This is a genomic window from Archangium violaceum (assembly GCF_016887565.1).
Lineage (GTDB): Bacteria > Myxococcota > Myxococcia > Myxococcales > Myxococcaceae > Archangium > Archangium violaceum_B.
Genome location: NZ_CP069396.1, coordinates 3,067,523 through 3,091,902 on the forward strand (window position 1 = coordinate 3,067,523; position 24,380 = coordinate 3,091,902).

The 24,380-nt window shown below is 70.1% G+C and carries 20 protein-coding genes; 12 read left to right on the top strand and 8 right to left on the bottom strand.

The window, feature by feature from the left end; genetic code table 11:
- The first annotated feature begins 9 nt into the window (after positions 1-9).
- From JRI60_RS12765 to JRI60_RS12785, 5 genes are all read left to right on the top strand, one after another.
- Positions 10-1,020 carry a tetratricopeptide repeat protein gene (locus JRI60_RS12765; RefSeq protein WP_204228920.1) on the top strand — a complete coding sequence of 337 codons (1,011 nt, stop codon included), beginning with the start codon at positions 10-12 and terminating at the stop codon, positions 1,018-1,020.
- On the top strand, positions 1,004-2,899 hold the full coding sequence (locus tag JRI60_RS12770) for a BatD family protein (protein WP_204226122.1): 1,896 nt from the start codon (positions 1,004-1,006) through the stop codon (positions 2,897-2,899). Before JRI60_RS12765 ends, JRI60_RS12770 begins: the two co-directional genes overlap by 17 nt.
- Positions 2,896-3,645, top strand: a complete 750-nt coding sequence (locus JRI60_RS12775) for an SH3 domain-containing protein (RefSeq protein WP_204226123.1) — start codon at positions 2,896-2,898, stop codon at positions 3,643-3,645. Before JRI60_RS12770 ends, JRI60_RS12775 begins: the two co-directional genes overlap by 4 nt.
- Positions 3,642-4,334 (top strand): ABC transporter ATP-binding protein, encoded by a 693-nt coding sequence (locus tag JRI60_RS12780; protein ID WP_239470481.1) that lies wholly within the window; start codon positions 3,642-3,644, stop codon positions 4,332-4,334. Before JRI60_RS12775 ends, JRI60_RS12780 begins: the two co-directional genes overlap by 4 nt.
- A gap of 547 nt (positions 4,335-4,881) precedes the next feature.
- Positions 4,882-7,950 carry a poly(A) polymerase gene (locus tag JRI60_RS12785; RefSeq protein ID WP_204226124.1) on the top strand — a complete coding sequence of 1,023 codons (3,069 nt, stop codon included), beginning with the start codon at positions 4,882-4,884 and terminating at the stop codon, positions 7,948-7,950.
- Here the strand turns inward: JRI60_RS12785 and JRI60_RS12790 are convergent, their stop codons facing one another.
- Positions 7,951-8,784 (bottom strand): hypothetical protein, encoded by an 834-nt coding sequence (locus JRI60_RS12790; RefSeq protein WP_204226125.1) that lies wholly within the window; start codon positions 8,782-8,784, stop codon positions 7,951-7,953. It abuts the gene before it with no gap.
- A gap of 244 nt (positions 8,785-9,028) precedes the next feature.
- Positions 9,029-10,330 carry a flagellin lysine-N-methylase gene (gene fliB, locus JRI60_RS12795; protein WP_204226126.1) on the bottom strand — a complete coding sequence of 434 codons (1,302 nt, stop codon included), beginning with the start codon at positions 10,328-10,330 and terminating at the stop codon, positions 9,029-9,031.
- Positions 10,331-10,409: 79 nt separating this feature from the next.
- On the opposite strand from fliB, the gene JRI60_RS12800 reads away from it, so the two are divergent.
- Positions 10,410-11,648 carry an amylo-alpha-1,6-glucosidase gene (locus tag JRI60_RS12800; protein ID WP_204226127.1) on the top strand — a complete coding sequence of 413 codons (1,239 nt, stop codon included), beginning with the start codon at positions 10,410-10,412 and terminating at the stop codon, positions 11,646-11,648.
- Positions 11,645-12,592: a carbohydrate kinase family protein gene (locus JRI60_RS12805; RefSeq protein ID WP_204226128.1), complete on the top strand. Its 948-nt coding sequence runs from the start codon at positions 11,645-11,647 to the stop codon at positions 12,590-12,592. Before JRI60_RS12800 ends, JRI60_RS12805 begins: the two co-directional genes overlap by 4 nt.
- A gap of 4 nt (positions 12,593-12,596) precedes the next feature.
- Here JRI60_RS12805 and JRI60_RS12810 read toward each other — a convergent pair whose 3' ends face one another.
- On the bottom strand, positions 12,597-14,309 hold the full coding sequence (locus JRI60_RS12810; protein ID WP_204226129.1) for a S8 family serine peptidase: 1,713 nt from the start codon (positions 14,307-14,309) through the stop codon (positions 12,597-12,599).
- Positions 14,310-14,561: 252 nt separating this feature from the next.
- On the opposite strand from JRI60_RS12810, the gene JRI60_RS12815 reads away from it, so the two are divergent.
- The gene (locus JRI60_RS12815; RefSeq protein ID WP_204226130.1) at positions 14,562-15,011 is read left to right on the top strand and encodes an inorganic diphosphatase; all 450 of its coding nucleotides are present in this window, start codon (positions 14,562-14,564) and stop codon (positions 15,009-15,011) included.
- Here the strand turns inward: JRI60_RS12815 and JRI60_RS12820 are convergent.
- Complete coding sequence (locus JRI60_RS12820; protein ID WP_204226131.1) at positions 14,992-16,671, bottom strand: DUF885 domain-containing protein; 1,680 nt, start codon at positions 16,669-16,671, stop codon at positions 14,992-14,994. The genes JRI60_RS12815 and JRI60_RS12820 overlap by 20 nt on opposite strands.
- Positions 16,672-16,885: 214 nt before the next feature.
- Between JRI60_RS12820 and JRI60_RS12825 the strand changes: the two genes are divergently transcribed.
- Genes JRI60_RS12825 through JRI60_RS12840 form a run of 4 tightly spaced genes read left to right on the top strand, consistent with a single transcriptional unit; the run spans position 16,886 to position 21,393 of the window.
- Complete coding sequence (locus tag JRI60_RS12825; protein ID WP_239470482.1) at positions 16,886-18,757, top strand: serine/threonine protein kinase; 1,872 nt, start codon at positions 16,886-16,888, stop codon at positions 18,755-18,757.
- Positions 18,758-18,759: 2 nt separating this feature from the next.
- Positions 18,760-19,761, top strand: coding sequence for a tetratricopeptide repeat protein (locus JRI60_RS12830; RefSeq protein ID WP_204226132.1), 1,002 nt, complete (start codon positions 18,760-18,762; stop codon positions 19,759-19,761).
- A 55-nt stretch (positions 19,762-19,816) separates the two neighbouring features.
- Positions 19,817-20,137: a hypothetical protein gene (locus JRI60_RS12835; RefSeq protein WP_204226133.1), complete on the top strand. Its 321-nt coding sequence runs from the start codon at positions 19,817-19,819 to the stop codon at positions 20,135-20,137.
- Positions 20,138-20,154: 17 nt separating this feature from the next.
- Entirely contained in the window at positions 20,155-21,393 is a 1,239-nt protein-coding gene (locus JRI60_RS12840) for a substrate-binding domain-containing protein (RefSeq protein ID WP_204226134.1), read from the top strand.
- Positions 21,394-21,448: 55 nt separating this feature from the next.
- Here JRI60_RS12840 and JRI60_RS12845 read toward each other — a convergent pair whose 3' ends face one another.
- The 4 genes from JRI60_RS12845 to JRI60_RS12860 are packed head-to-tail and all read right to left on the bottom strand — an operon-like array spanning position 21,449 to position 24,357.
- The gene (locus JRI60_RS12845; RefSeq protein ID WP_204226135.1) at positions 21,449-21,955 is read right to left on the bottom strand and encodes a cupin domain-containing protein; all 507 of its coding nucleotides are present in this window, start codon (positions 21,953-21,955) and stop codon (positions 21,449-21,451) included.
- 25 nt (positions 21,956-21,980) lie between these two features.
- Entirely contained in the window at positions 21,981-22,712 is a 732-nt protein-coding gene (locus JRI60_RS12850; RefSeq protein ID WP_204226136.1) for a hypothetical protein, read from the bottom strand.
- Complete coding sequence (locus JRI60_RS12855; RefSeq protein ID WP_204226137.1) at positions 22,709-23,239, bottom strand: hypothetical protein; 531 nt, start codon at positions 23,237-23,239, stop codon at positions 22,709-22,711. Before JRI60_RS12855 ends, JRI60_RS12850 begins: the two co-directional genes overlap by 4 nt.
- Positions 23,236-24,357, bottom strand: coding sequence for a hypothetical protein (locus tag JRI60_RS12860; RefSeq protein WP_204226138.1), 1,122 nt, complete (start codon positions 24,355-24,357; stop codon positions 23,236-23,238). Before JRI60_RS12860 ends, JRI60_RS12855 begins: the two co-directional genes overlap by 4 nt.
- Between the last annotated feature and the right edge of the window lie 23 nt (positions 24,358-24,380).

Consider the following 24,380-nt stretch of genomic DNA (forward strand, 5'->3'; position numbering starts at 1 on the left):
AGGGGAGTCATGGGCATGCGCGCGGGAGTCTGGGCGCTCCTGGCGGTGGCGCTGGCGCTGCCGTCCGGGGCGAGGGCCGCGGGGCTGCTGGAGAAGGAGCACCCGCTGATTCAGCAGGGGCGGCAGGCGTATGACGCCGGCCGTTTCGAGGACGCCCTGTCGGCCTTCGAGCAGGCGAAGAAGGAGCGTCCGAACGACCCGGCGGTGGAGTTCAACCGGGGTGACGCGCTGATGAAGCTGGGCCGCTACGACGAGGCGAAGCAGGCCTTCCAGGGCGTGTCGGAGGCCAACGCCAACCAGCCCGAGCTCCGCCAGAAGGCCACCTACAACCTGGGCAACGTCCACGCGATGACGGGCAACACGCGCGAGGCGCTGAAGGCCTACCGCCGCGCGCTCACCATGAACCCGTCGGACGCGCAGGCCCGGCACAACTACGAGGTGCTGCTGAAGAACCTGCCTCCGCCCCAGAAGGGCGGCGCCGACGGTGGCACGGATGGAGGCCAGGACGGCGGGCAGGACGGGGGCCAGGATGGCGGTCGCCCGGACGCGGGCCCGGATGCGGGTCAGCAGGATGGTGGTACGCCCAATGATGGTGGCTCCGACGGTGGCGGTGACGGCGGGATGGATGGGGGCCAGGACGGTGGGCAGGACGGCGGCCCTGGAGACGCGGGTCAGCAGGACGGCGGCGGGGGCGATGGAGGCCAGGGTGACGGCGGCCAGCAGGACGGGGGCACCGACGCGGGCGCGGACGGAGGCCAGGGGGATGCGGGCGCGGACGGAGGCCAGGGCGATGGCGGCCAGGGAGACGGTGGCCAGGGTGAGGACGAGGGCCAGGAGTCGGACGGTGGCACCGAGGGCGAGGCGCAGGAGGTGGGCGACGCGGGTGTCAACCCGGAGGAAATCGATCGCCAGGAGGCCGAGCGCCTGCTGGATGCGATGAAGCAGAACGAGAAGAATCTCCAGCTGTGGCGTTTCCAGCAGAAGAAGCGGCCGAGGAATCCCAATGAGAAGGACTGGTAGCGGCCACGCGGCGCTGGCCGCGATCGCCCTGTTGCTCACGGCGATGCCGGCGTGGGCGGCCATCGAGTTCTACCAGGCGGTGGACCGCAACGAGGTGGGCACGGAAGACGTCTTCCAGCTCACCGTGGTGGTGGTGGATCCGCCCGACAACGCCCAGGTGCAGTTCCCGGCGCCCGGGGACTTCGAGGTGCTGTCGTCCTCGCAGAGCACCCAGCGCTCCATCGAGATGAGCGGGAGCGGTCCGCCTCAAATCCAGACGGTGCGCAAGCACGTGCTGATGATGCGGGCCAACCGGGCGGGCAGCCTCACGATTCCCCCGGCGGTGCTCACCAGCGGGGGCCGTACCTGGCGCACCGAGTCCATCAAGATGACGGTGCGCAAGGGGCACGTGGGGCCTCCGCCCGGACAGGCGTCGCGCCAGCGCCAGCAGTTGCCGGATCCGTTCCGCAACTTCCCGGGCTTCGGCAACATGCCGGACCCGTTCGCGGACGAGGAGGACCAGGAGGATCCGGGGGACTCGACGCGCGAGGACATGCGGATTCCGCGCGGGGACTCGGACCTGTTCCTGCGCGCCACGCTCGACAAGAAGCAGGTGTACGTGGGCGAGCAGGTGACGCTGTCGCTCTACATCTACTCGCGCGTGGACCTGTCCAGCGTGGACGCGGTGACGATGCCCAAGCTGGAGGGCTTCTGGAGCGAGGACGTGGAGAGCCCCACGCAGCTGTCCGGCGAGCAGCGCATCGTCAACGGCGTTCCGTACCGCACCTACCTGCTGCGCCGCCGCGCCATCTTCCCGGTGAAGAGCGGCACCCTCTCCATCACCGCGGCCGAGGCGGACATCACCACCGGCTTCCTCTTCGCCGGCCACCGGGTGCACCGCGTCTCCAACGCGCTGGACGTGGAGGTGAAGCCGCTGCCGCCGGGGGCGCCCAAGGGCATGTCGGGCGCCAACGTGGGCGACTGGAAGCTGTCCCTGGACGTGTCCCAGACGAAGGTGGAGCTGGGCCAGCCGGTGACGGTGAAGATCATCCTCGAGGGCTCGGGCAACGTGAAGAACGTCACCCCGCCCCGGCTGGAGGCACCCGCCGCGCTCAAGGTGTACGAGCCGAAGACGAGCGACAAGGTGGTGCCCAACAAGTGGCGCATCCAGGGCAGCCGGGTGCAGGAGTACCTGGTGATGCCGCAGCGCACGGGCTCCTTCACCCTGCCGGCGCTCGAGTTCCCCTATTTCGATCCGAAGACGGGCCGCTACGCGGTGTCCCGCACCGAGCCGGTGGAGCTCACCGTGGAGCCCGGGGCGGGAGGGGTGGCGTCCGCGCCGGCGGCCTCGCCCACGCAACTGGCGGACGCCGCGTCCGAGCAGAAGAACGTGCTGACGGCGGGAGGCCTGCGCCCGCTGCGCTACCAGGCGCGTTTCGAGGAGCCCGCGGCGGCGGTGTGGCAGCGGCCCTTCTTCGTGCCCGCGGTGCTGACGCCGGTGGGGCTGATGGTGGCCCTGGGCGTGGTGGGGCTGGTGCGCGGCCGGATGTCGCGCGAGGACGAGGGCAGCCGCAACCGGCAGCGGGCCAAGGCCGCGCGCAAGCGGCTGGCCGAGGCGGAGAAGCTGCGCGGTGGCAGCTCCAGCGCCTTCTACGGCGAGGTGGAGAAGGCCGTGCTGAACTTCCTGGAGGCGCGGCTGAAAGTGCCGGTGGGTGGCCTCACCCGGGACGCGCTGGATGCGAAGCTGGCCGAGTCCGGGGTGGACGCGGAGCGCCGCCAGCGCGTGCGCTTCGTGCTGGAGGCGTGTGACGCCGGCCGCTTCGCCCCGGGCGCCGAACCGGCCGCCCGCGAGCGGATTCTCGATGATGCCGCGGCCGTCATGGAGGGCTGGGACAAGTGAGCGCCATCACCGCCATCCTCGTGGCCACGCTGTTGGGGCAGGGGTACTACTCTCCCGAGGAGGCCCAGACCCTCTTCCAGCAGGCCAACGAGGCCTTCTACAAGCAGGACTACGCCGCCGCGCGCGAGGGCTACGAGAAGCTCGTGTCCCGCGGTTTCGGGGGCGCGGACATCCATTACAACCTGGGCACCACGTACCTGGCTCAGGGAGACCTGGGGCGAGCGGTGCTCTCCTTCGAGCGGTCGCACCGGGCTGGCGGAGATGGCCCGGACCTGGATGCGAACTTCGCGCTCGCCCGGGCGCAGCAGCTCGACAAGGTGGTGGGCACCGCGCCCGAGGAGCCCTTCCTGCAGCGCGTGGTGGGCGCCACCAGTGGCAACCTGGTGGCGTGGGCCTTCCTGGGGACGTGGCTGGTGGGCTTCGCCTTCCTGCTCCTCTTCCGTTTCCTTCGCCCTGGCCGGCGCACCTGGGCGGTGGTGTTGGGGGCCGTGTTCCTGGTCGCGTCGTTGCCGTCCGGAGCACTGCTGGCCGCGCACGTCTGGGTGCACGAGACGCTGCACGAGGCCGTGGTCATCGCGCCCACGCTGCGCGCGCGTGAGTTCCCGCGAGACGAGGCCAAGGTGTCCTTCGAGGTGCACCCCGGCCTGAAGGTGCGCGTCATGGAGGAGACGGGACGCTACGTGCGCATCCGCCTGCCCAACGGCCTGGAGGGCTGGGCCGAGCGAGAGGGTGTGGCGGAGATATGATCGAAGCCGTCGACGTGGCGAAGGTGTACCGGCGCGGGCGCATGGAAGTGCGTGCGCTGGCGGGTGTGTCGTTGACGGTGCCTCGAGGGGAGTTCCTCTCGGTGATGGGGCCGTCGGGCTCGGGCAAGAGCACGCTGCTGAACCTGCTGGGCGCGCTGGACGTGGCGGGCTCGGGGTCGCTGAAGATCGACGGGCGCGAGCTGTCGCGGATGAAGGATGACGAGCTGTCCGCCTTCCGCCGCGAGCGGCTGGGCTTCGTGTTCCAGTTCTTCAACCTGATGCCCACGCTGACGGCGCTGGAGAACGTGATGCTGCCGGGCCTGCTGTCGGGCAAGGCGCAGACGGAGCTGCGGCGGCGGGCCGAGGCGCTGCTGGAGACGGTGGGCCTGGGAGGCCGTACGCACCACCGGCCGGACGAGCTGAGTGGTGGAGAGATGCAGCGCGTGGCGGTGGCTCGGGCGTTGCTGGCGGAGCCGGCGGTGCTGCTGGCGGACGAGCCCACGGGGAACCTGGACTCGCGCACGGGGGCCGAGGTGCTGCGGATGCTGCGCGAGGCCACGCGGGAGCGCGGGCTGACGGTGGTGATGGTGACGCACGACCCGAAGGCCGCGGCGGTGGGAGACCGCATCGTGCGCCTGGCGGACGGTCGCATCGTCGGAGACGAGCGGGTCCAGGCGCAGGCTGCCTGAATCCGTGTAGGTCCCCTCTCCCTCTGGGAGAGGGCTAGGGTGAGGGTATTGGTTCCAGTGCCCTCACCCGTGTGACAGCGCACAGGGGCAACCCGAGTGCTCCCCATACCCTCACCCCGTCCCTCTCCCAGGGGGAGAGGGTCTAACCTGATTGGCCACTGTGTAGGTCCCCTCTCCCTCTGGGAGAGGGCTAGTGGAGTGTCCGACAAGTCTTTCAACATAGTCGCGGAGCGAGAACGAGGCGGTCTCCGGGCGCGAGTTCAAGCAACTGGTCCGATGGTCAGACCAGTTCGAGCAGCGCGCGATCGGAAGGTGCCTCTGGGGCGGTTTCTGGCTCGAAGGCGCACTACCTTCGGTATCGTCTCCGCGAGTTGGGTAGGCCGCCGAGCAGCCGGCGTTCTCCTCGATGTGGTGCTGCGCCGATGTCTCTCCCGACTATGTTGAAAAACTTGTCGGACACTCCACTAGGGTGAGGGTCTTCGTCCCACGGTGTTTGTCAGTCCCGGCACGAGCGTGGCGTCTGGTGCGGCTCGCGAGGACCACGCCCATGTCTCAGGACAGATTCCAGACCAGCCGAGAAGTGTACCACCGCATCCGCTGGGACCCCCGGTTCGACGGGCGCGAGTTCGTCATCGGCTTCGACGCACACGGCGAGACCCTGGAGGAAATTCCCTTCGTGGCCTTCGTCCCGGATGGAGAGATTCCCTGGCACCGCGTCTGGTACTTCCGGCGGGGCCACGAAAAGGTGTGGGACCGCCGCGAACGTATCGACCGGCTGCACACCCTCTCCGTCGAACCGCAGCAGGAGCCAGCACCGCCGCCGGCTCCTCCTCCCCCGCCGGCCGAAACGACTCCCCGTTTCACTTCGCTGCCGTTCTACCGCTACGACACGCGAGCCAAGGCCTGGGTCGAGGCCAAAGGGACGACCGGAGGCCTCGAAGCCCTTCCTTCTCCGGCGGAGCTCACGGTCGCGACGTTCAACGTCTTGTACGACCTGTACGACCCGGAGTTGCTCGATACGGGTCGGCGGACCTCCGCGGCGATCTCCCTGCTGCGCTCGGTCGATGCGGACATCATCGCCCTGCAGGAAGTCACCGAGTCCTTCCTCCGTGTATTGCTCGAGAAGCAGTGGGTTCGTGAGCACTACTTCCTTTCGGAGGGACCGTCCGCCGCCACCGTTCAGCCCTACGGACAGCTCCTCCTCTCCCGCTTCCCGTTCGCTTCGCTGAGCCAGTGCGTCTTCTCCCGTGACAAGCGCATCATCGCGGGCGAGCTCGCGCTCCCGGACGGAGCGCTCTGGGTGGCCACGCCGCACCTGACGAGCAATCGCGCTCCATCAGGCGGCGCTGCTCGAGCCGCGCAGGTCCGGACGCTCATCGACTGGGTACGGTCGCTCGGGAACGAGCAGGGTGGGGTGCCCGATGTCCTGCTGGTGGGGGACTTCAACTTCGGCGACGACGCGCCCGAGGCCCAGGACTTCGAGAAAGCCGGTTTCGTCGATGCCTGGACGGCGCTGCGGCCGGGCGACGCGGGGTTCACGTTCGATCCTTCCCGCAACACGTTGGCCGCGCTCACGACCACCTCCGGCCAACGCCAGCGCTACGACCGGGTACTCGTGCGTTCGGCATCCGGTCGGCTCGTCCCGCGCGAGGTGAGCCTCTTCGCCGAGGCGCCGCTCTCGGGCCCACCAGCTCCCGGAGGGGATGCGCTCTTCGCATCGGACCACTTCGGCTTGAGCTGTATGTTGAGTCGTGGCACCGCGTCTGTCCGGGCACCCCGGGCGCTCACGGCACCGCCCGTCCACCAGGCGGCGGTGGTGCTCATCCCCCCCGAGGACGCGTGGGCCCCCATCCAATCCCTGCGCGCGGTGCATGACTCACAGTACGAGCGCTGGATGCCGCACGTGACGCTCCTCTACCCATTCGTACCGGAGGAGTACTTCGGCGAGGCGGAGGCGCTCATCGCGGAGGCGCTCCGGGACATCGAGCCCTTCGAGGTGACGCTCTCCGGCTTCGGGCACTTCGAGCACCGCGCCAGCGTGACGGCCTGGCTCCGCCCGGAGGACCGGCCACACGGCGCGCTGAAGGCGCTCCAATCCGCGCTCGAGGTGGCGCTTCCCCACTGCGACGAGCAGGGCCGTAAGTCCGAACGGGGTTTCACACCGCACCTGAGCGTCGGGCAGCTCCCTCGCGCGGCGGCCTCCGACACCCGGCGCACATTGGCCGCATGGGAGAAGGAATGGCGCCCGCTCCGGTTCGAGGTGCGCGAGGTGTGTCTCATCAGCCGGCGTGGGGATGAGCCCTTCGAGGTGCGTCGTCGCGTGCCGCTCGGCGGGGGCAGACGCCCCGTGGGGGACTCGCTCCGGGAGGCGTTATCGGCTCGCGGCGAGGATTCATCCGACGAGGTTCGTCGAGCGCGCCAGTCGGCGGTGGCCAGGCTCGAGTCCCTGTGCACCCGGCTCGGGACGGAGCTCCACCCGTATGGCTCATATCTGCTCGGCACGGACAATGCCGGGAGCGACGTGGACGCGGTGGCGATCGGGCCCGCGAGCCTGTCTCGCGAGGACTTCGCGCATGCGCTGGCCTCACTGCTGGCCGAGCAGGGCGGAGCCACGAGCGCGCGCTTCGTGGCCGATGCCGCCATCCCCATGGTGAAGCTGGTGCTCGACGGCGTGCACTTCGACGTGTCGTACGCGCGCCGGCCCGAGGGCGTGGAGCCCTGCCCTCCCGCGGAGTTGCTGGAGCTGCATGGCGCGCAGCTGGACACCGCGAGCTTCCGCTCGGTCAACGGCTGGACCGACACGCGGGCGCTGCTCGACTGTGTGGAGCGGGAAGGGGCGGGACCCGAGCGCTTCCGCACGGTGCTGCGCGCCGTGAAGGCCTGGGCCAAGGCTCGCGGCGTGTACTCGCACGCGCTGGGCTATCTGGGCGGATTGTCGTGGGCGGTGCTGGTGGCCTGGGCGTGCACGCGCGCGCCCCGTGAGGCCTCTCGTTCCGACAGTGGGCTGCTCGCCCATTTCTTCGAGACGTTCGCCTCCTGGCCGTGGCCCCGCCCCGTGACGCTCACTCCCGAGACGGCGCGCTACCAGCTCGGCAACCTGCGGGACATCATGCCGGTGGTCGCGCCCACGCTGCCGCCGCGCAACTCCGCTCGCAACGTGTCGCGCTCGACGCTCCGGGTGCTGGGCGACGAGCTGGCCCGGGCTCGCGACGTGGTCCGGCGGGCACGTACCGCGGACTCGATGGCGGCCTGGGACGCGCTGTTCGAGCCGGCGGACCTCGACGGGGAGATGCCCATACGCCTGGTGGTCTCCGTCGAGGCGCCTTCATCCGAGGCGCGCGAGGCGGCCGCGGGTTGGGTGCTCGGACACCTCACGGCACTGGTGTACCGGATGGAGTCCGACCGCAGGCTCTTCGCCCGGCCCTTCCCGAACGCGCGGCCCGAAGGCCCCTTCGTCATCGGCCTCTCCTCGAGAGGTCTTGATGGCGCCGAGGCCCTCTCCGCACGCCCTGGAAGCGCGCTCGCGCGGACGGTGGAGGATTTCCGCGCGTCCTTCCAGGAGTGGAGCCACCGCCCGCCCGGTGCGTCGCTCTCCGTCGAGCTCGCCCCGCGTTGACTATTCCCGGGGCTGCACGGCCGCCGCGATGTTGGCCTGTCCGATGCCCCGGATCAGGTTCTCGGGCTGCTCGGCGTCCGAGGCCAGCACGCGGAACACGACGTGACGGGTCTCGGTGGACTCGACGGGCAGCGGGATGATGGCGCGGAGGGTCCCGGGCGCATCCGCGCTGCCACCGGGCAGGATGGACTCCGCCTGCAGGGGCTTCCACGCGATGGCCTTGTCGAGGGGATCCCACATCAGATCATCGAGCGCGATCGGCTGGTCGAGGACAGCCCAGTCGAGCCGGCCGATGCGGATGGGCGTCGGGAGGGTATTGGTGAGGCGCACCTCCACGAAACGCTGGTCGTTGAGGATGACCGAGCCCCAATCATGTCCCACGGGAGTAATCCGGCCGATCACGCGGCCATCCCGCGTCCAGTAGAAAGGCGGGAGATCGGTCTTGCTGCCCACCGTCATTCCCGCGATGGGTTTGTCGCCGCACCACCCCACGTGCGTGAACTCCCCGGGATTCACGTAGATGCCCGAGGCGCTGTAGTCCACCGACCACGTGCCATTGGCGTTCTGCTGGTAGCTCGTGGGCAGCCCGAAATGCCCGCCCGTGTAGAAGTTGTAGACCTTCGTCGGGCCGCTGAGGGTGAAGTGCAGATCGTTGGCGGCCGTGCGCGTGGCGTTCGTGACGTCGACGTTGTAGCAGTATGCGGGGTCCACGGGAGGCCGTGGCAGGGGCGGAAGGTTCTGGCCGGGGGCCGGTGCGGCCGCGTGAGCCACGACGCCCGTGGCGACGGCGGCGAAAGCCAGGATGGATATGGCCTTGAGGGGGGATCCGCGCATGTTCATGCTCCTCGCATCGCCATGAAAGTAATTCATTGGCGTGAATTCATTGTCTTGCGATAGGGAGAAGAAATCAAGACGCGCTCGTGTCTGGGTTTTTGTGGCCTCGGAGGCAACAGGATGTCTGTCTTTTGTGGCCCTGGAGGCAACCCGGGGCGGCTCCCACATGTTCGGCATCGAGGACGAGCGCGGCCGGGGATGACGCAGTGTCTGTCGTCACCGACGGACGCCGCGCTCCCGCCGCTCAGAACGCCGCGAAGACGAGTACCTTGCCCAGTGTCTCCGCGCTTCGTCCCTCGCCCGCGAGTCCCTCGGCGAGCGTGAGGAAGCCCGGTGCTTGTTCCACGTGCTTCGCCAGGAGCTGGAAGGTCTCTACCGCCGCCCCGTCCAGTTGCTCCTGGGACCCGGCGGTGGGGGAGGGGGTGAGGCAGAGCTCAGCCACCCGGAGATGGCCCACGAGCGTCAGCCGGAGCAGTCCCACCCGCAGCGCCAGGCGGAACACGTACTCGAGCAGGCTTGGCGTGTCGGTGAAGGGGGCCCGCCAGAGTTGGTGAAGGGTGTAGTTGTGGAAGTAGAGCCGCGCCCGCTCGCCGTGCAGCGCTTCCAGGCGGTGCCACCGCTCGGCGTAGGTGCGCCAGGCCGCGTCCAGATCCGCCGGGCTGTCGTCGTCGAGCCGGAGGGACTCCAGCACGCCACGCACCAGGGTGGTGAACCGTTCTCCACGGCCGGTTGCCATCCGCGCCTTCAGCACCGAGGTGAACAGGCCCACGCATGGGCCACCGGGGAGGCTCAGTCCGCCGAAGTCCTGGTGCACGGCTTCCAGTACCTCCGGGGACTCGAAGCGCTGGAGCTCCTCGCTCAACCGTGCCTCGCTCTCGGCGCGGGCCTCACCCTGGAAGGACTCCGTTCCTCGGAAATAGAAGTCGTCCAGTCCGTGGGCCAGCTGCCCCAGCATCGCGAGCCGCGAGGCCAGTGGATACTCGCGCCGGTGCACCAGCCGCAGCAGCGCCGCGCGCACCGTCTCCGCGTGGAAGGTGTACGCGTCCTCCCCGTCCACCCGGACGTCCCTCGCCGCCTCCGGCCGGGGGACGTACTGTGACAGAGCGAGGGCGGGCTCCGGCTCCACCGCGTCCTCTTCCAGCAGGCACTGGCGCGCCACCTCTGGACAGGCGAGCGTCCCCGAGATCTCCACCCGCTCGCCCCACCTCGTGACGACACGCGGGAAGTTGGCGCAGATGTCCGGCAGCACGGCCTCCCCGTGGCGGCGCTGGAGGGCACAGAGCCGCTCCGTGTCCAGGAAGGGGCAGTGCCCGTCCGGACGCATCTGGATGAAGGCTCGCTCCGAGAGAGGCCCGCCGGGATTCGTGAGGAGGTGCTGGTGCAGGTGCGCCGCGTCTTCCGGGCTGTTCGCCACCGCCTCCTGCATCTTGCGCAGATGTGCCTCGCCCACCGGCACCTTGAGCCCCGTGCAGCAGGTGTCCTCACAGCGCTCCGCGATGCAGCGGAAACGCGTCATGTAGCGCAGCAGGGTGGGCTCGGTGGACATGGAGTGTCCGGAGTCTACCCTCACTCGGAGCCAACCCGGCTTCTGGCCCGGCGGGTCGGCTACTCTTCCCGCGGCTCCCATGGACGACATCGCCTATACCCGCGCCAGGAACCTGCTGTCGGACTCCGTCACCGAGGACGGTTTCCTGGCCAGCCTCACGCCCACCACCAACTACCGGCGCATCTGGGCCCGGGATGGAATCGTCTGCGGCCTCGCCGGTCTGCTGGCCGGAGAGGCCCGTCTGGCCGAGGCACTGAAACACACCCTCGAGACCCTCGCCGCCCACCAGTCTCCTCTGGGGCACATTCCCTCCAACGTCCACGAGGAGGCCGGCACGCGCCGGGTGAGCTTTGGCGGCCTCGCGGGCCGGGTGGACACGGTGCCGTGGTTCATCATTGGCGTGTGCCAGTACGCCCACTTCACGGGAGACGGCTCCTTCTCCCGTGCCCTGCTGCCCGCGTTGCGCAAGGGGTTGCAGCTCCTCCAGGCCTGGGAGTTCAACGAGCGAGGTCTGGTGTACGTGCCCCAGTCCGGTGACTGGGCCGACGAGTACATCCTCCATGGCTACGTGCTCTACGATCAGGTGCTGCGGCTCTGGGCCCTGCGCTGCTTCGCGGACCACTTCGAGGAGCCAGCCGTGGCCGAGCAGGCCGCCCGGCTCACCCGGCTCATCCAGACCAACTACTGGCCCGTGCCGGAGGCTTCACGAGATGCGGTGTACCACCCCAGGGCGTACGACCTGGCCCTGGAAGGGCAGGGGCCGAGGTCCTACTGGCTGAGTGCCCTGACACCGGGCGGCTACGATACGAAGTTCGATCTGCTGGCCAACGCGTTGTGTGTGCTGCTGCGGCTGGGCGAGGCCGGGCAGGACGCTCGGCTGTCCGCGCATGCGCGGCGACTCGCGGAGCCGCCCACGGGACTGTTGCCCTCGTTCTGGCCGAGCATCCTTCCGGGCGAGGAGGGCTGGAGCGCGCTCCAGGCCAACTGCCGCTATGGCTTCCGGAACACCCCGGGCGAGTTCCACAACGGTGGCATCTGGCCGGTGTGGAACGGCTGGTGGGGCGCGGCGCTGTGCGTCCTGGGCGAGCGGGAGCGGGCCCGGGAACTGCTGTCGTCCATCCACCGGCTCAACCAGCTGGATGCCGAGGGCTCCGAGTGGGGCTTCTATGAGAACTTCCATGCGCGGACGGGCCAGCCGCTGGGGACGCGCGTCTGCACCTGGAGCTCCGCCGGGGCCGTGTTGCTGCACCACTTCCTGGAGGGGAAGTCCCTCTACTTCGGTGAGGCGTCCTCCTGCCCACCCGGTCCGCGATCATGAGCACAGAGGATGGGGACGAGGTGTACGGCCTGGTTGCCGCCGGTGAGCTGCTGGTGGATCTCATCAGTCAGGAGTCGGCCGGGAATCTCGGGCAGGCACGCACCTTCGAGCGCTTCCAGGGGGGCAGTCCCTCCAACCTGGCCGCCAACATGGCGCGTCTGGGTCAGCGGGTCGCCGTGGTGTCCTGCGTGGGCAACGACTCCCTGGGCACGTATCTGCGGGAGCAGGTGGCCGCCACGGGCGCCGACACCCGCTACATCGCCATCGATTCCGTGGCGCCCACCAGTCTGGTGGTGGTGTCCCGCTCCGAGGGCACGCCCGATTTCGTCGCCTACCGGGGGGCCGATGCTCAGCTCCAACCCCACCATCTCCCCCAGGAGCTGTTGCGGCGATGTGCCGTGCTCCACACCACCTGCTTCGCCCTGAGCCGCGAGCCGGCGCGCTCCTCCCTCCTGGATGCGGCCCGTGGAACGGTGGAGGCCGGGGGCCAGGTGAGCCTCGACGTGAACTACGCCCCCCGCATCTGGCCCGATCGGCACGAGGCGCTCGAGGTGGTGTCCGCCTGGTGCTCGCGACGGGCGCTGGTGAAGGCCAGCGGGGATGACGTGGAGCGGCTCTTCGGAACGGGCGCGCTCACGCCGGAGCGGGCCCTCGATGCCTTCCACGAGATGGGGGCCTCCCTGGTCTGTCTGACGCTCGGAAAGGAGGGCAGCCTGATCTCCACGCGGTGCGGCGAGACGCCCATTCGCCTCCCGAGCAGGCCCGTCCAGGTCGTCGACGCCACGGGGGCCGGCGATGCGTACTGGGCCGGCTTCCTGACCGCGTGGTTGCGCGGTCATCCTCCGGAACTGTGCGGGAAGGCGGGCGGAAACCTCGCGGCTCTCAAGCTCGAGCGGCTCGGACCCCTGCCGGCGAGCCTCCCCGAGTCGGTCTTGTTCGGATAGCCGGTCACGGGCGCTTCTGGAGCGCGTCGAGCGCCGCCTTCGCCTGCACCAGCCCGTGGCCGGACTGCGGGTCGTGGCCCTGCTCACCCAGGTCCTTCGCCGTCTCCTCCAACAGCGAGCGCACCTCGGAGGCCTTCAGTGTCGGGCGCGCGCTCCACACGAGCGCCGCCACACCCGACACGTGCGGAGCGGCCATCGAGGTGCCCGGGAAATAGGCGTAGTCCACGCCCCTCAGGTTCACGTGCGTCTCCCGGCCCAGGTGCTTGAGCACGGACGCGCGCGACTCCCGGCCCACCGCCAGCGTCGGCACCCACTTCTTCCCCGGCCCGTCCAGGGCCAGCTGCCAGCTCAGTCCCTCGGACTCGTCCGCGCCGAAGATGATGGCCCGCGCCCCCTGTCGGATCACGCTCTGCGCGATGCGCGAGGCCGAGCTGGTCCCGGTGAGCCGCACGTAGGCCACGAAGCCATCGCACGTGCCTCCCTTGCACCCCTGGCCCTCGCCCACGCCGCAGTCGATGAGCTTGCCCGTGTACTCCCCCGCTGGCGCGAAGAAGAGTGAGCGCGAGGTGAACGGCTGCCCCTCCGCGTCGAGCTGCGCCACCGTCGCCCCCTGGAGGGTGACGGAAGAGAGCACTTCCACTCCGGGTGCCACCAGGCTCAGCCCCTCGCCCCCGTTGGAGAAGGCGGCCACCGCCTCCTGTGCGTCCACCGCGCCCACGGCCAGCACCGAGGGGAAGGCCGCCGGATAGCTGAGCGGCGCCTGGTAGCCCGGGCTGCTGTCGTTCCCCGAGGCCGCGACGATGAGCATCCCCGCGTCGCTCGCGGCCTGGAAGGCCTCCTGCGCCGTGCGTCCCATGTTCGCTGGCGAGCCGAGCGACAGCGAGGCGATGCGCGCCCCCTGTTGCTGGCACCACTCGAGTGCCAGCAGCACGTTGCTGACGGAGGCTCGCTCCTGCACGTTGAGCACCCGGGCGATCAGCAACTCCGCGCCCGGGGCCACGCCCACCATGCCGCTCGGGCTCGTGTTCGGGTACGTCGCGCCTCCCGAGGACAGCTGGGCCGCGATGATGCCCGCCACGTGCGTGCCGTGGCCGATGCCCCGCACGCCGTCCGTCTCGTCGCTCGGGTCCTCGTCGTCGTCCACGAAGTCGTGGCCGGCCGCGTAGGGAATGCTCAGCTCGGGGTGCCGCCGGTCGATGCCGCTGTCGATGATGCACACGCGGATGCCCGCGCCGACCGGTGCTCCCGTGTCGAGCACGCCGTCCTCGTTGGCGTCCCAGACCTTCGGCGCCTGCACCATGCGCACCGCATCGGTGTACTCCTCCACCGAGCCAGCCGACATGGGCGTGCCGAGCGCCCGCAGCTCCCCATCCGGCTCGATGCGCTCCACGTCTGGATCCGCGGCGAGCCGGGCGCGCTCCTCGTCCGTCAGGCGCGCGGCCACCGCCGGGACGGAGCGGTACTGCGCCTTCACCTGTCCGCCCAGCCGCTGGACCGCGGCGGCGCTCACCCGGCCGCCCTGGCGGTAGCGCACGATGAAGGCCTCGCGGCCGTCGCCGGACTCAGGCGTGGACCGGGGCGAGACCGGCGCTGGCTCGGGGAGGGCGCCCGCGGCCACATCCGAGCACGCCGCCTGTCGCTGCTCCGAGATGTCGTTTTCCGGGTTCGAACACGCCGTCAGGACCATGAGCCCGAGAAGACCCCACCGCCGCCCCATCGCCGACCTCCTTGGCCGCATCGGGAGGAGGTGGGACGCCGCACCCGTGGAGACCAGGGGCGGTCAAAGCTTCCAATTCCACGGAAGTACCCGGGTACACAGTGTCCGCGCCGAGTGTGGAGCACTCTCCAACGTGAGCGTCCCCTCGTGGACGGTTGGCGCTCGCACGGGCCTGGAGCCCGGCGGGACCGGGGCTCGCCGCTCCGTCGGCCGCGGGACGAGCAAGGAGCCTCTTCATGCTACACAGCCCGGGTGCCCGATTCCTCCCTTCCTCCGGAGCTCCCGCGCGAGCCCGAAGTCCTGATCGAATCCCCTCGCTGGTCCGTGGTGAAGCGGCGCGCGGACGGGAGCGTCGACTTCATCTCCCCGCTGCCGTGCCCCTACAACTACGGGTGCATTCCCGGGCTGGGCTCTGGGGATGGAGATCCGCTCGACGTGGTGGTGCTCGGTCCTCGCCTGCGCCGGGGCGAGCGCCTGCGCGTGCCGGTGGTGGGGGTGATTGGCTTCCTCGACGCGGGGGAGGCCGACCCCAAGGTCATCTGCAGCACCCGGCCGCTGCGCCCGGTGGACAGGGCGGGCCTGGAGACCTTCTTCCGCACCTATGCCCTCTTCAAGCGGGGGCTGCACCGGGTGCGCGGCAGGCGGGGAGGGGACACGCGCTTCCTGGGGTGGCTCGCCGAGTTCACGGCGCGGCCAGCATGAAGCGCCGCAGGAGCGCGGGCGGCACCGGGCCGAACGAGAAGAGCTCGTCGTGGAAGGCGGCCTCGTCGAAGCGGCTCCCGCGCTCGCGCCGGCAGTCCTCCGCCAACCGTTCGAACTCGAGCGCGCCGAGCAGGTAGGTGATGGCCTGCATGGGGATGCGCTTGTAGCGGAGCACCTCGCGCCGCGCGTTGGGTTCCGGCATGCAGGCATGGTGCATGAGGTAGCGCACCGCCTCCTCCTCGTTCATGCGCCGGGTGTGGAGGCCGACGTCCACCACCACGCGCACCGCGCGCAGGGCCCGGGCCACGAGCGCCGTGAGTGACTCGGGGGCGGTGTAGAAGCCCTCGCGCCGCATCCGCTCCTCGGCGTAGGTGGCGTAGCCCTCGATGTTGAGCATGGGGCCGAAGTTGCCGCGTGCCATGGCCACATGGTCCGTCACCAGGAGGAAGCGGACCGGGGCGGGGTGTTGGGAGAAGCCACGCTGCCAGGCGAGGCTCTGCAGGAAGTGGCCCGGGATGCCCTCGTGCACCGCCAGCAGCGCGGCCCAGACGGTGGGGTGCGCGAACGCCATGGGCGCCAGCACGAACCAGCCCACCTTGCGCGGATCCAACAGGGGCGCGGGCCAGTTGGTGCCTCGGACGTCCACCATGCCCGGGGGCATCGCCTTCAGGCCCAGCCGGCAGCCCGCGGGCACGTCGAACATCTCCCGCTCGTGGATGAAGCGCTCGGCGCGCTCGATGAGCCCCCGGTAGAGCGGGATGACGTCCTCGTCCCGCGCGGGGTTCTCCGTCTCCAACTGCGTGAGCAGCGCCCGGGCCTCGGCCAGGGTGGAGAGGGGCGCGCCGAGCTGGCCGGCGAGCTGGACGATGGAGGCCTGGGTCCGCGCCAGCACGTCCTCGGCCTGACGCACCAGCTCCTCGGGGGTGGAGGTGAGCCCGAAGGTGTTCCGCAGCCGCCACTGGTACTCGTCAGCACCGAGCACGACGCTCGCGCGCGCGTGGGGCAACACGCGCTCGAGGAGGAACCGATGGTGGATGGCGAAGGCCTCCCGGGCCTCCCAGGCCGCCTGCTGGAGCGCCCGGGCCTCGGCCTGGGAGAGCGTCACCGGGTGCGCTTCGGGCAGGGCCGGGAGGTGCTCGAAGTACCGCACGATGACGGGGAGCTGGTCGTCCGCGAAGTCCTGGACGACGTACACGTCGGGCGTCTCGCCCGTGGCGAGTCCCTCGGCGAGCAGTTGCTCCTGTTGCCGGAGGAAGGTGGGGATGCGCGCGGCCCGGCTGGCGATGGCCGCCCAGTCCTCGGCCGTCTCCGCCTGGCCGATCTGGTACTGCAGCATGGTGTGCGGATAGGTCGACAGCTCGATGTTCCGCCAGTGGCCGTGCAGCTCCTCGTGGGTGTGGACGTGGAACCGGGTGACGCCGAGCATCGCCAGCCGGTCGAGCTGCGCGTCCGCCGGGAGCGCCTCGGGTGGCAGGCGCTCGAGCTGGTCGAGCACGTCGCGATGGAGGGCGTACTCGTCCCCCAGCGCGGACTCGGAGAGGTCCTTCAGCCGGTCGTCCAGGTGGTGGAGCCCGAGGGTGGTGGCCTCCTCGGGCTGTGTCTGAAGATAACGCTCGAAGAACGAGGCGCGGAGCCGGACGAAGGCATCGAGGGTCGTCATTCTCTCCCCTGGGTCGTGATGAATCCGTGACATCCCGCCGTGTGACGAAAACGTGACATGGATTGCGTGACGAGAATGTGACATCGCTCATGTCACGGAATCGTGACTGGCTTCATCACTGTTCCGGTCAAGTCAATACATTGTGTCTGGGTCATCTCGACAGAGTGACGAAAACAGGTTATTCGCACGTCAATTATTGACGCCGAGGTAACAGGTGCCAGACGCCCAAGACAGTGTTTCGAACAGCCCGCGGCTGGGCCGGTACGAGCTGCTGGGAGAGCTTGGGCATGGTGGAATGGCCAAGGTCTACCGGGCGCGCGTGGCGGGACCCATGGGGTTCGAGAAGACCCTGGTGGTGAAGCAGATCCTCCCCCACCTGTCCGATGAGCCCCAGTTCATCGAGATGTTCCTGTCCGAGGCCCGGCTCGCCGCCCAGCTCAATCATCCCAACATCGTCCAGATCTTCGACTTCGGCGAGGCGGACGGCGCGTACTTCCTGGCCATGGAGTACATCGATGGCCCGAACCTCCGCGCGCTGATGCGCAGGGCCCATGCGGTGGGCCGGCCGCTGCCGCTGCCCCACTGCGCCAAGCTCGTCTCCGCCATCTGCGAGGGGCTCACCTACGCGCACGAGTTCGCCGACCCCTTCTCCGGCGAGCCGCTGGGTCTGGTGCACCGAGACGTCAGCCCCGACAACATCCTCCTGGCGCGCACGGGCGCCGTGAAGATCGTGGACTTCGGCATCGCCAAGGCGACCAACCAGGTGCACCAGACGCGGGTCGGCACGCTCAAGGGGAAGGTGCCCTACATGGCGCCCGAGCAGCTCCGGAACGAGCCGCTCGACCTGCGCATCGACATCTACGCGCTGGGGGTCGTGCTGTACGAGCTGGTGGCGGGGCGCAAGCCCTTCGAGGCCAGCAGCGAGGTCGCGTTGATGAACGCGATCCTCCATGAGCCCTTCACGCCCGTGTCCGTCAGGCGCGCCGACGTGCCCGAGCCCCTGTTGCACATCATCGAGCGGGCGCTGGCCAAGGATCGCGAGGCGCGCTACTCGAGCTGCCGGGAGATGCAGGCGGACCTGGAGCGGTTCCTGCTCGGCTGCGGGCAGCCGGTGAGCGCCTTCCAGCTCGCGGAGCTCATCTCCCAGCTCTCGATGCCCTCCGGGATGTCGGCGCCGCTCGGCACGCCTGGGCCCGGCAGTGGCAGCAAGCCGCGCCGGAGCCTGGCGGGGGTCGTGCCCTCGCTGCCGACGAGGCCTCCGCCGCCTCCTCCCGAGGACTCCCAGCCCGTGTCACGCTCCCTGGTGCTCGAGGTGGATCCTCCCACCGAGGCGCATATCGTCTCCGAGGCGCGGGTCCCCCCCCAGCGGCGCTGGGTGCTGCCCGCCGTGGGGGCGGCCCTGCTGCTGGTGATCGGAGGCGTGGCCCTGGTGTCCGTCTCCCGGCCGCGAGAGCTCGCGTCTCCGGCGGTGTCTCCCCCGTCGGTTGTCGCGGCGGCTCCCACGCCCGCGCCTTCCGCGCCGCTTCCTACTCCCCAGCCTGTGGTCCTGGCCGCCTCGTCCCAGGCCGTGGCCCCTCCCAGTCCCGAGGTGGTCGAGCCTCCCGCTCGCGAGGCGCCACCCGCGGAGGAGATCGAGCTCCACATCGAGGTGGTGCCACGAGGCGCCGTGGTGCAGCTGGACGGAGAGGTGCTGCCGTCCAATCCCTACACGGGCCGCTTCCCCAGGGATGGTGCCGTGCATCAGCTGCGCGTCAGCGCCGCCGGTTTCACGCCGATGGTGAAGGAGCTCCGCTTCGAGAAGGACCTGATGCTGGGTCTCAACCTGCAGCGGCGGAGCGTGGAGGTGCGCCGGGAGCGTGTCTCCAAGGCCCGTGCTCCCGCCCCGGCGCCGCAGTCCACCCCGGCGCCGGCCGACGATGGCTTCTCCGAGCTGCCGTCGAAGCCGGCGGCGGTCTCCGGCAAGGCCAAGCGCGGCCTCGACGCGGACAACCCCTGGAGCGGCGGCGACAAGCGTGGCCTCGATGGCGAGGACCCGTGGAGCGGCGGCGGTCGCAAGCTGGATTCGAACAACCCATGGAAGGAATGACGATGCGTCTGTCCAGGTCCCTCGCGCTCGCGCTCACGCTGGCGCTGTCGGGCGGGAGTGCCGGTGCCGCGGGGCGTACCAGGGGCCCCAGCAAGGCCAACCTCGAGGAAGCCCAGAGCCGCTACCAGCGCGCCAGGGAGCTCTACGAGGAGAACGACTACCAGGCCGCGCTGGTGGAGTTCCAACGTGCCTACGAGCTCGCGCCGAGCTACCGGCTCCTCTACAACATCGCCCAGGTGCAGTATCAGCTCCAGGACTACGCGGGCGCGCTCGGCAGCTTCCAGCGCTACCTCGAGGAGGGTGGAGGAGAGCTGCCCGCCCAGCGCCGCGACGAGGTCCAACGGGAGGTCGACCGGCTCCAGGCGCGCGTGGCCACGGTGCGCATCACCGTCAACAAGCCGGGGGCGGAGATCTCCGTGGATGACGTGCCGGTCGGCACCTCGCCGATGCGCACGCCCCTGCAACTCAACGCGGGCCGGAGGAAGATCTCCGCCTCGCTCCCGGGTGTCACGCCGGTGACGCGCGTGGTGGACGTGGCGGGGCGGGATTCCCTCGACGTGTCCCTGGAGTTCGCCGCTCCCTCGGCGCCAGCTCCGGTCGCGTCCGTCGCGCCCGCCCCGTCCTCGCGTCCCGAGGCCCCTCGGTCCGCCGTGGCCGCTCCGCCCGAGGTCGTCAAGTCCCAGCGGAGCACCCCTTTGGTGCCGTGGATCGCCACCGGTGGGCTGGCGGTGGCCACGGGTGTCACCGCCGTGCTCGCGCTGAATGCCTCGGGTGACCTGAAGACCCAGCGCGACACCTTCGGGGTGAGCCGTGCCCAGCTCGATCAGGCCAGTGGCCGGACGCGCACCCTGGCGCTCACCACGGACGTGCTCGCGGGCGCCACGCTGGTGGCCGCTGGAGTGTCCACCTGGCTGACGTTCCTGCGCGAGCCGGAGCCCGCGTCTTCCGCCGACGTGCAGGTGGGAGTGGGGCCGGGCGGCGTGGGCGTCGCCGGCTCCTTCTAACGCCAGGGCCCTGTTCCGGGCCCTCGGCTTCCCTCCTTCATCACGAGGCATGTGTATGAAACTTCGAACTGACAGCTTGCTGGCGGTGCTGCTGCTGCTGGCGAGCACGACGGGCTGCTCGCTCGTCCTCGATAGCAGTGCCGAGCAGTGCGCCACGGACGAGGACTGTGTCCGGTTCGGCTCCTATCCCGTCTGCCAGGAGGGCCTCTGCGTGCCTTCCGGCCTGGGCCCGCCGGGATGTTTCCGGGGAGAGCCCTCCTCCGAGGAGCAGTACCGCAACCAGTGCACCCTGGCGCAGTGCATTCCCTTCGACAACTGCGCGCGGTTGGGGCTGTGCGACGGCGCCGCCCTGCCTCCGCTCGTTCCCAAGCCCTGACCATGGAGATCCGCAGCATGAGATACGACCTTCGCCGGCGCGCGCCGGGGAGCTGGCTGGGTGTGCTCGCCCTGGCCCTCACGAGCGCCATGGCGCATGCGCAGACCAACACGCCCACCATCAGCTGCGCCGGGCCCAACACCATCTATGTGGCGGGCTCCTCCGCCATCCGTCCGTTCCTCGGGGTGGTGGCGCAGTTGCTCGCCAGGGAGTCGCCTCCCTGGAACATCGTCTACCAGTCCCAGGGCTCGTGCACGGGCGTGAAGGCCATCTTCAGCACGGATCCGAGCGCCCGCGTCATCAAGGACATCCCCGCCAGCGGTACCCGGGCGGCCAACTACGCCATCCTCTTCCGCGCGGACGGCTCGGCGCAGGAGTGCTCCCTGGCGACGGAGGGCAGCGTGGTGGACGTGGGGGTCTCGGACGTCTACGCCTCCACGTGCGACAGCACGGCGCCCGCCAACGTGCAGATCGCCGACTACGAGGGCCCCATCCAGCCGATGACCTTCGTGGTGCCGGCGGCCTCCTCGCAGCGCTCCATCAGCGCCGAGGCGGCCTACCTGGTCTTCGGCACCGGGGGCAACAAGGGGGCGGCCGCTCCCTGGACGGATCAGAACCTGTACTTCGTGCGCAACTCCAGCTCCGGTACGCAGCAGATGATCGCCCGGGCCATCGGCGTGCCCGCCGAGAAGTGGTGGGGCGTGGACCGGGCTAGCAGTGACGGCGTGCGCCGCAACCTGAAGGTCCTCCTGGATGGGAGCACGGCGGAGAAGGCCATCGGCATCATCTCCACGGACATCGCGGACGAGGAGCGCAGCAACCTGCGCATCCTGGCGTTCCAGGGCACCGGCCAGTCCTGCGGCTTCCTGCCGGACTCCACGCCCTTCGCCAAGGACAAGCAGAACGTGCGGGATGGGCACTACCCCATCTGGGGCCCGGTGCACTTCTACACGCGCACCGAGAATGGCCTGCCCAGCGCCGCCGCCGCCGCGCTCGTGAGCCGCTTCGCCGCGGCCCGGCTGGAGAAGGAGCTGCTGGACGTCATCATCCAGAAGCACCTGGTGCCCAAGTGCGCCATGAAGGTGAAGCGCTCGTCGGAGATGGGGCCGCTGAGCCCGTACTCCACCGACTCGCGTTGCGGCTGCTACTTCGATCTGGTGGCCAACGGGGCCAGCTCGTGCAAGGCGTGCAACGGGCCGGCGGACTGTCCGTCATCCGCGCCCGCCTGCAACTACGGCTACTGCGAGGCGCTCTGAGCGGAGTCCGGCGCGGAGGCTCGAAAGGCGGGCCTCCGCGGCGTACCCGCCCGGGTCACTCCTCTTCGATGGGCACGGTGAAGCTCTGCACGGTGTCGACCGGGAAGAAGGAGATGCTGCGGCCGACGCGGACCATGCGCTTGCCGTGACGAGGGAAGTCGGCGACCTCCATCTCCCGCCGCTCGCCGCCGGAGAGGTAGACGAGCTCCTCGGAGAAGGGGTTGCGCAGGTGGTGGCCGACGGACGGCGCGGAGAAGCCGAGGAAGTCGCCCGGGCCCACCTCGTGCTGCTCGTCTCCAATCTCCGCGATGCCCCGGCCGGAGAGCACGTACATCCACTCCTCCTCCAGCTGGTGCGAGTGGTAGACGAAGGACTCCTTGCCGGGCGGGATGCGCAGCAGGTGCACGCCGGTGCGGCGCAGGCCCACGAGCTCGCTCAGCGAGTGACCGCGGATCTCCGAGTTCGGATTGAACGGGTGCTGCTGCGCCTGTTCGGGAAGCTTCGCGCGGTCGGCGGCGCGGGAGAGGGGCGACTTCGGAGCGGCGGGCTTCTTCTCGGACATGGGAGGCTCCAGTGAATGGCGCGGCTCAGCGCCAGTACATGTCGAAGGTCAGCATCACGGGCCCGATGGATTCCACCAGGATGACGCCGGGCCGGTGACGGTAGCCGATGCCGAAGCGCACGTGGCCCTTCTTGTCGAAGAGGTGATCGCGCGCGAACATCACGCTCCACGAGGAGACGTCATCCAGGGCGAGGGTGCCCTCCAGGATGCGATTGCCCAGGACGCTCTCGGCGCGCACGCGCTGGAGGTTGATCAGGGGAGCCTTGGCGGTGAGGAGGAAGGCGCCGCGCGAGTCGTGGCGCACCAGGGTGGTCTCGACGTGCAGCAGGTTGCGGTTGAGCGACGTCCCGTCGGTGTCGAGGGCGAGGTGCTGGTAGCCCGCGCCCAGGTTGAGCTGCAGGTTGTCCGAGAGGGGCACCGTGCCGCGGGCGGCCAGGGGGAAGGCGAGCACGCTCACGCCGAGCAGGCGTCCGGCGGCGAGCCAGTACGCCCCGCCCTCCACGGAGACGCGCAGCTCCGGCCGGTCGAGCACCTGGGCCTTGGCGGAGACGTTGAGGAGCGTGAGCAGGATCGGCGTGAGGTGGCTGGAGACCTGGACGCCCGGCAGGATGCCGCGCGAGTACTGGCCGAAGAAGACGTTCACCTGGGACTCGCCGGGCTCGAGCACGTCCGCGCTCACGTCCAGCAGGGCGTTGCGCGGGGTGGCGGCGAGCACGGGCGAGCACAGCAGCAGCAGGACGAGGGCGGAGGCCTTCATGGTGCCCCTCCGAAGGAGAAGAGCGCGCCGAGGCCCACGGAGACATCCATCCTGCGGGCGGCCCACACCACGTCCACGCCGGTGCGCAGGGTGAGGGGCTCGAGGTGGATGTCCACCGCGGCGCCGCCGGAGATGCCCAGGCGCGTATAGGTGGTGGAGACGCGCGCTCCCGTGCCGCCCAGGGTGGTGTGGAGCAGGGTGAGGGCAGGGCCGGCGGCGAGCACGAAGTCCGTGGTGCGCACGGGGAGGTGGAGCTCCGGGCGCAGGCTGGCGCGGTGGTACTGCGTGGTGGCGCTGGCGACGGTGCCCTCGGAGGCCCAGGCGAAGCGGTAGTCGGCGGACAGCGAGAGGTAGCGCCCCAGGTCGAGGGACACGCGCGGGCCCCCGCTGACGAGGCCCGAGCGCTGGCCACCGGCCTCCTGGCGCAGCAGCAGGGCCACGTCCAGGCCCGCGCGCACGGGGGTGGCGCCGGCCGCCCCGGCCAGCAGCATCACGATGAGGAAGAGGAAGCGGCTCACGGGAGTCATTCGCAGGAGGTGAGGCGGGTGGCCAGTGGCTTCATCCGGGTGCGGAGGACGGTGCACGCGGCACCGCGCTCCTCCGCCGTCAGATGGGTCACCAGCGTGTTGGGGAAGGAGGCGAGGGAGAAGGAGTCCTTCTCGAACTCCAGCTCACGCAACGTGGCGAGCGTGGCATCGAGCAGCCGCGAGCGACCCTCGGGGGTGATGCGGCCCTGGGCGTCCTTGGGCCACAGCTCGTAGACGGCCCGGGCCATGAGGGAGCCGTGGAGGTGCGGGTCGAAGTCCGCTCCTCCCTGGAGCAGTTCCCCCAGGTTCTCCGCGGTGTAGTCACGCGGCTCGGCGAGGTTCCGGTCGACGTCCGCGGTGGCCTGGATGAAGTCCGGATCTCCCGTGGCCACCAGGCCGATCAGGTCCGCCACGCCCTCGTGTATGGAGGACAGATGACGGTGGGCGGCCTCCCAGTCCTTGTCGCCTTCGTGCGGCGCCTCCTTCGCGTCGCCGAACAGCTCCTGGTGGATGACGGCGTGCCCGTACTCGTGCGCCACCACGCCCTCGTTGAGCAGCATGGGCAGGTCGCTGAGCATGAAGGTGGGCACGAGCAGGAAGCACGGCACCAGCGAGACGTAGGCCGCGTTGTCGGTGAATTCGGCGCGGCCATCCCCGGTGAGGATGTTGTCGAAGCGCGGGTAATAGAAGATGTCCAGGCGCTTGAGCGGCACGTGCCCGTGGGCGCGCAGCAGCGAGGCCGTCCTGTCCAGGTTCCGGTACAAGCTGAGTGCGTACAGCGAGTGCAGGTCCCCCGGGACGATGGTGCCGTCCGCCTCGCGCGTGTACTCCAGCGCGAAGGGCGAGCCGCGCACGACGTCGATCTCCCCGCCGAGGCTGAGCTGATTCAGCTCGGCGCCCATGCGGAAGTCCATGTCGCGCCCGCGCAGCTCGCGCAGTGACTCCATGTTGTCCACGGAGTGCCGGCCGAGCGCGTACTGGCCGGTGGCCTCGTCGCGCGCGAAGACGTATGCCGTCACCGTGCCGGAGGTGTCCTCGGGGGCACACGCCAGCGGTCCCAGGCACAGGAGCGCCGAGCCGAGGACGCCCCTCCACTTTCCTCTGAGAGCATCGTGCATCACGGGGCAGCGGCATTAGCACG

Excerpts from the sequence above, each read along its gene's own strand:
- JRI60_RS12765 (WP_204228920.1), top strand. The coding sequence starts at position 10 with ATGGGCATGCGCGCGGGAGTCTGGGCGCTCCTGGCGGTGGCGCTGGCG.
- JRI60_RS12770 (WP_204226122.1), top strand. The coding sequence starts at position 1,004 with ATGAGAAGGACTGGTAGCGGCCACGCGGCGCTGGCCGCGATCGCCCTG.
- JRI60_RS12780 (WP_239470481.1), top strand. The coding sequence starts at position 3,642 with ATGATCGAAGCCGTCGACGTGGCGAAGGTGTACCGGCGCGGGCGCATG.
- JRI60_RS12785 (WP_204226124.1), top strand. The coding sequence starts at position 4,882 with ATGTCTCAGGACAGATTCCAGACCAGCCGAGAAGTGTACCACCGCATC.
- JRI60_RS12790 (WP_204226125.1), bottom strand. The coding sequence starts at position 8,784 with ATGCGCGGATCCCCCCTCAAGGCCATATCCATCCTGGCTTTCGCCGCC.
- fliB (WP_204226126.1), bottom strand. The coding sequence starts at position 10,330 with ATGTCCACCGAGCCCACCCTGCTGCGCTACATGACGCGTTTCCGCTGC.
- JRI60_RS12800 (WP_204226127.1), top strand. The coding sequence starts at position 10,410 with ATGGACGACATCGCCTATACCCGCGCCAGGAACCTGCTGTCGGACTCC.
- JRI60_RS12805 (WP_204226128.1), top strand. The coding sequence starts at position 11,645 with ATGAGCACAGAGGATGGGGACGAGGTGTACGGCCTGGTTGCCGCCGGT.
- JRI60_RS12810 (WP_204226129.1), bottom strand. The coding sequence starts at position 14,309 with ATGGGGCGGCGGTGGGGTCTTCTCGGGCTCATGGTCCTGACGGCGTGT.
- JRI60_RS12820 (WP_204226131.1), bottom strand. The coding sequence starts at position 16,671 with ATGACGACCCTCGATGCCTTCGTCCGGCTCCGCGCCTCGTTCTTCGAG.
- JRI60_RS12830 (WP_204226132.1), top strand. The coding sequence starts at position 18,760 with ATGCGTCTGTCCAGGTCCCTCGCGCTCGCGCTCACGCTGGCGCTGTCG.
- JRI60_RS12835 (WP_204226133.1), top strand. The coding sequence starts at position 19,817 with ATGAAACTTCGAACTGACAGCTTGCTGGCGGTGCTGCTGCTGCTGGCG.
- JRI60_RS12840 (WP_204226134.1), top strand. The coding sequence starts at position 20,155 with ATGAGATACGACCTTCGCCGGCGCGCGCCGGGGAGCTGGCTGGGTGTG.
- JRI60_RS12845 (WP_204226135.1), bottom strand. The coding sequence starts at position 21,955 with ATGTCCGAGAAGAAGCCCGCCGCTCCGAAGTCGCCCCTCTCCCGCGCC.
- JRI60_RS12850 (WP_204226136.1), bottom strand. The coding sequence starts at position 22,712 with ATGAAGGCCTCCGCCCTCGTCCTGCTGCTGCTGTGCTCGCCCGTGCTC.
- JRI60_RS12855 (WP_204226137.1), bottom strand. The coding sequence starts at position 23,239 with ATGACTCCCGTGAGCCGCTTCCTCTTCCTCATCGTGATGCTGCTGGCC.
- JRI60_RS12860 (WP_204226138.1), bottom strand. The coding sequence starts at position 24,357 with ATGCACGATGCTCTCAGAGGAAAGTGGAGGGGCGTCCTCGGCTCGGCG.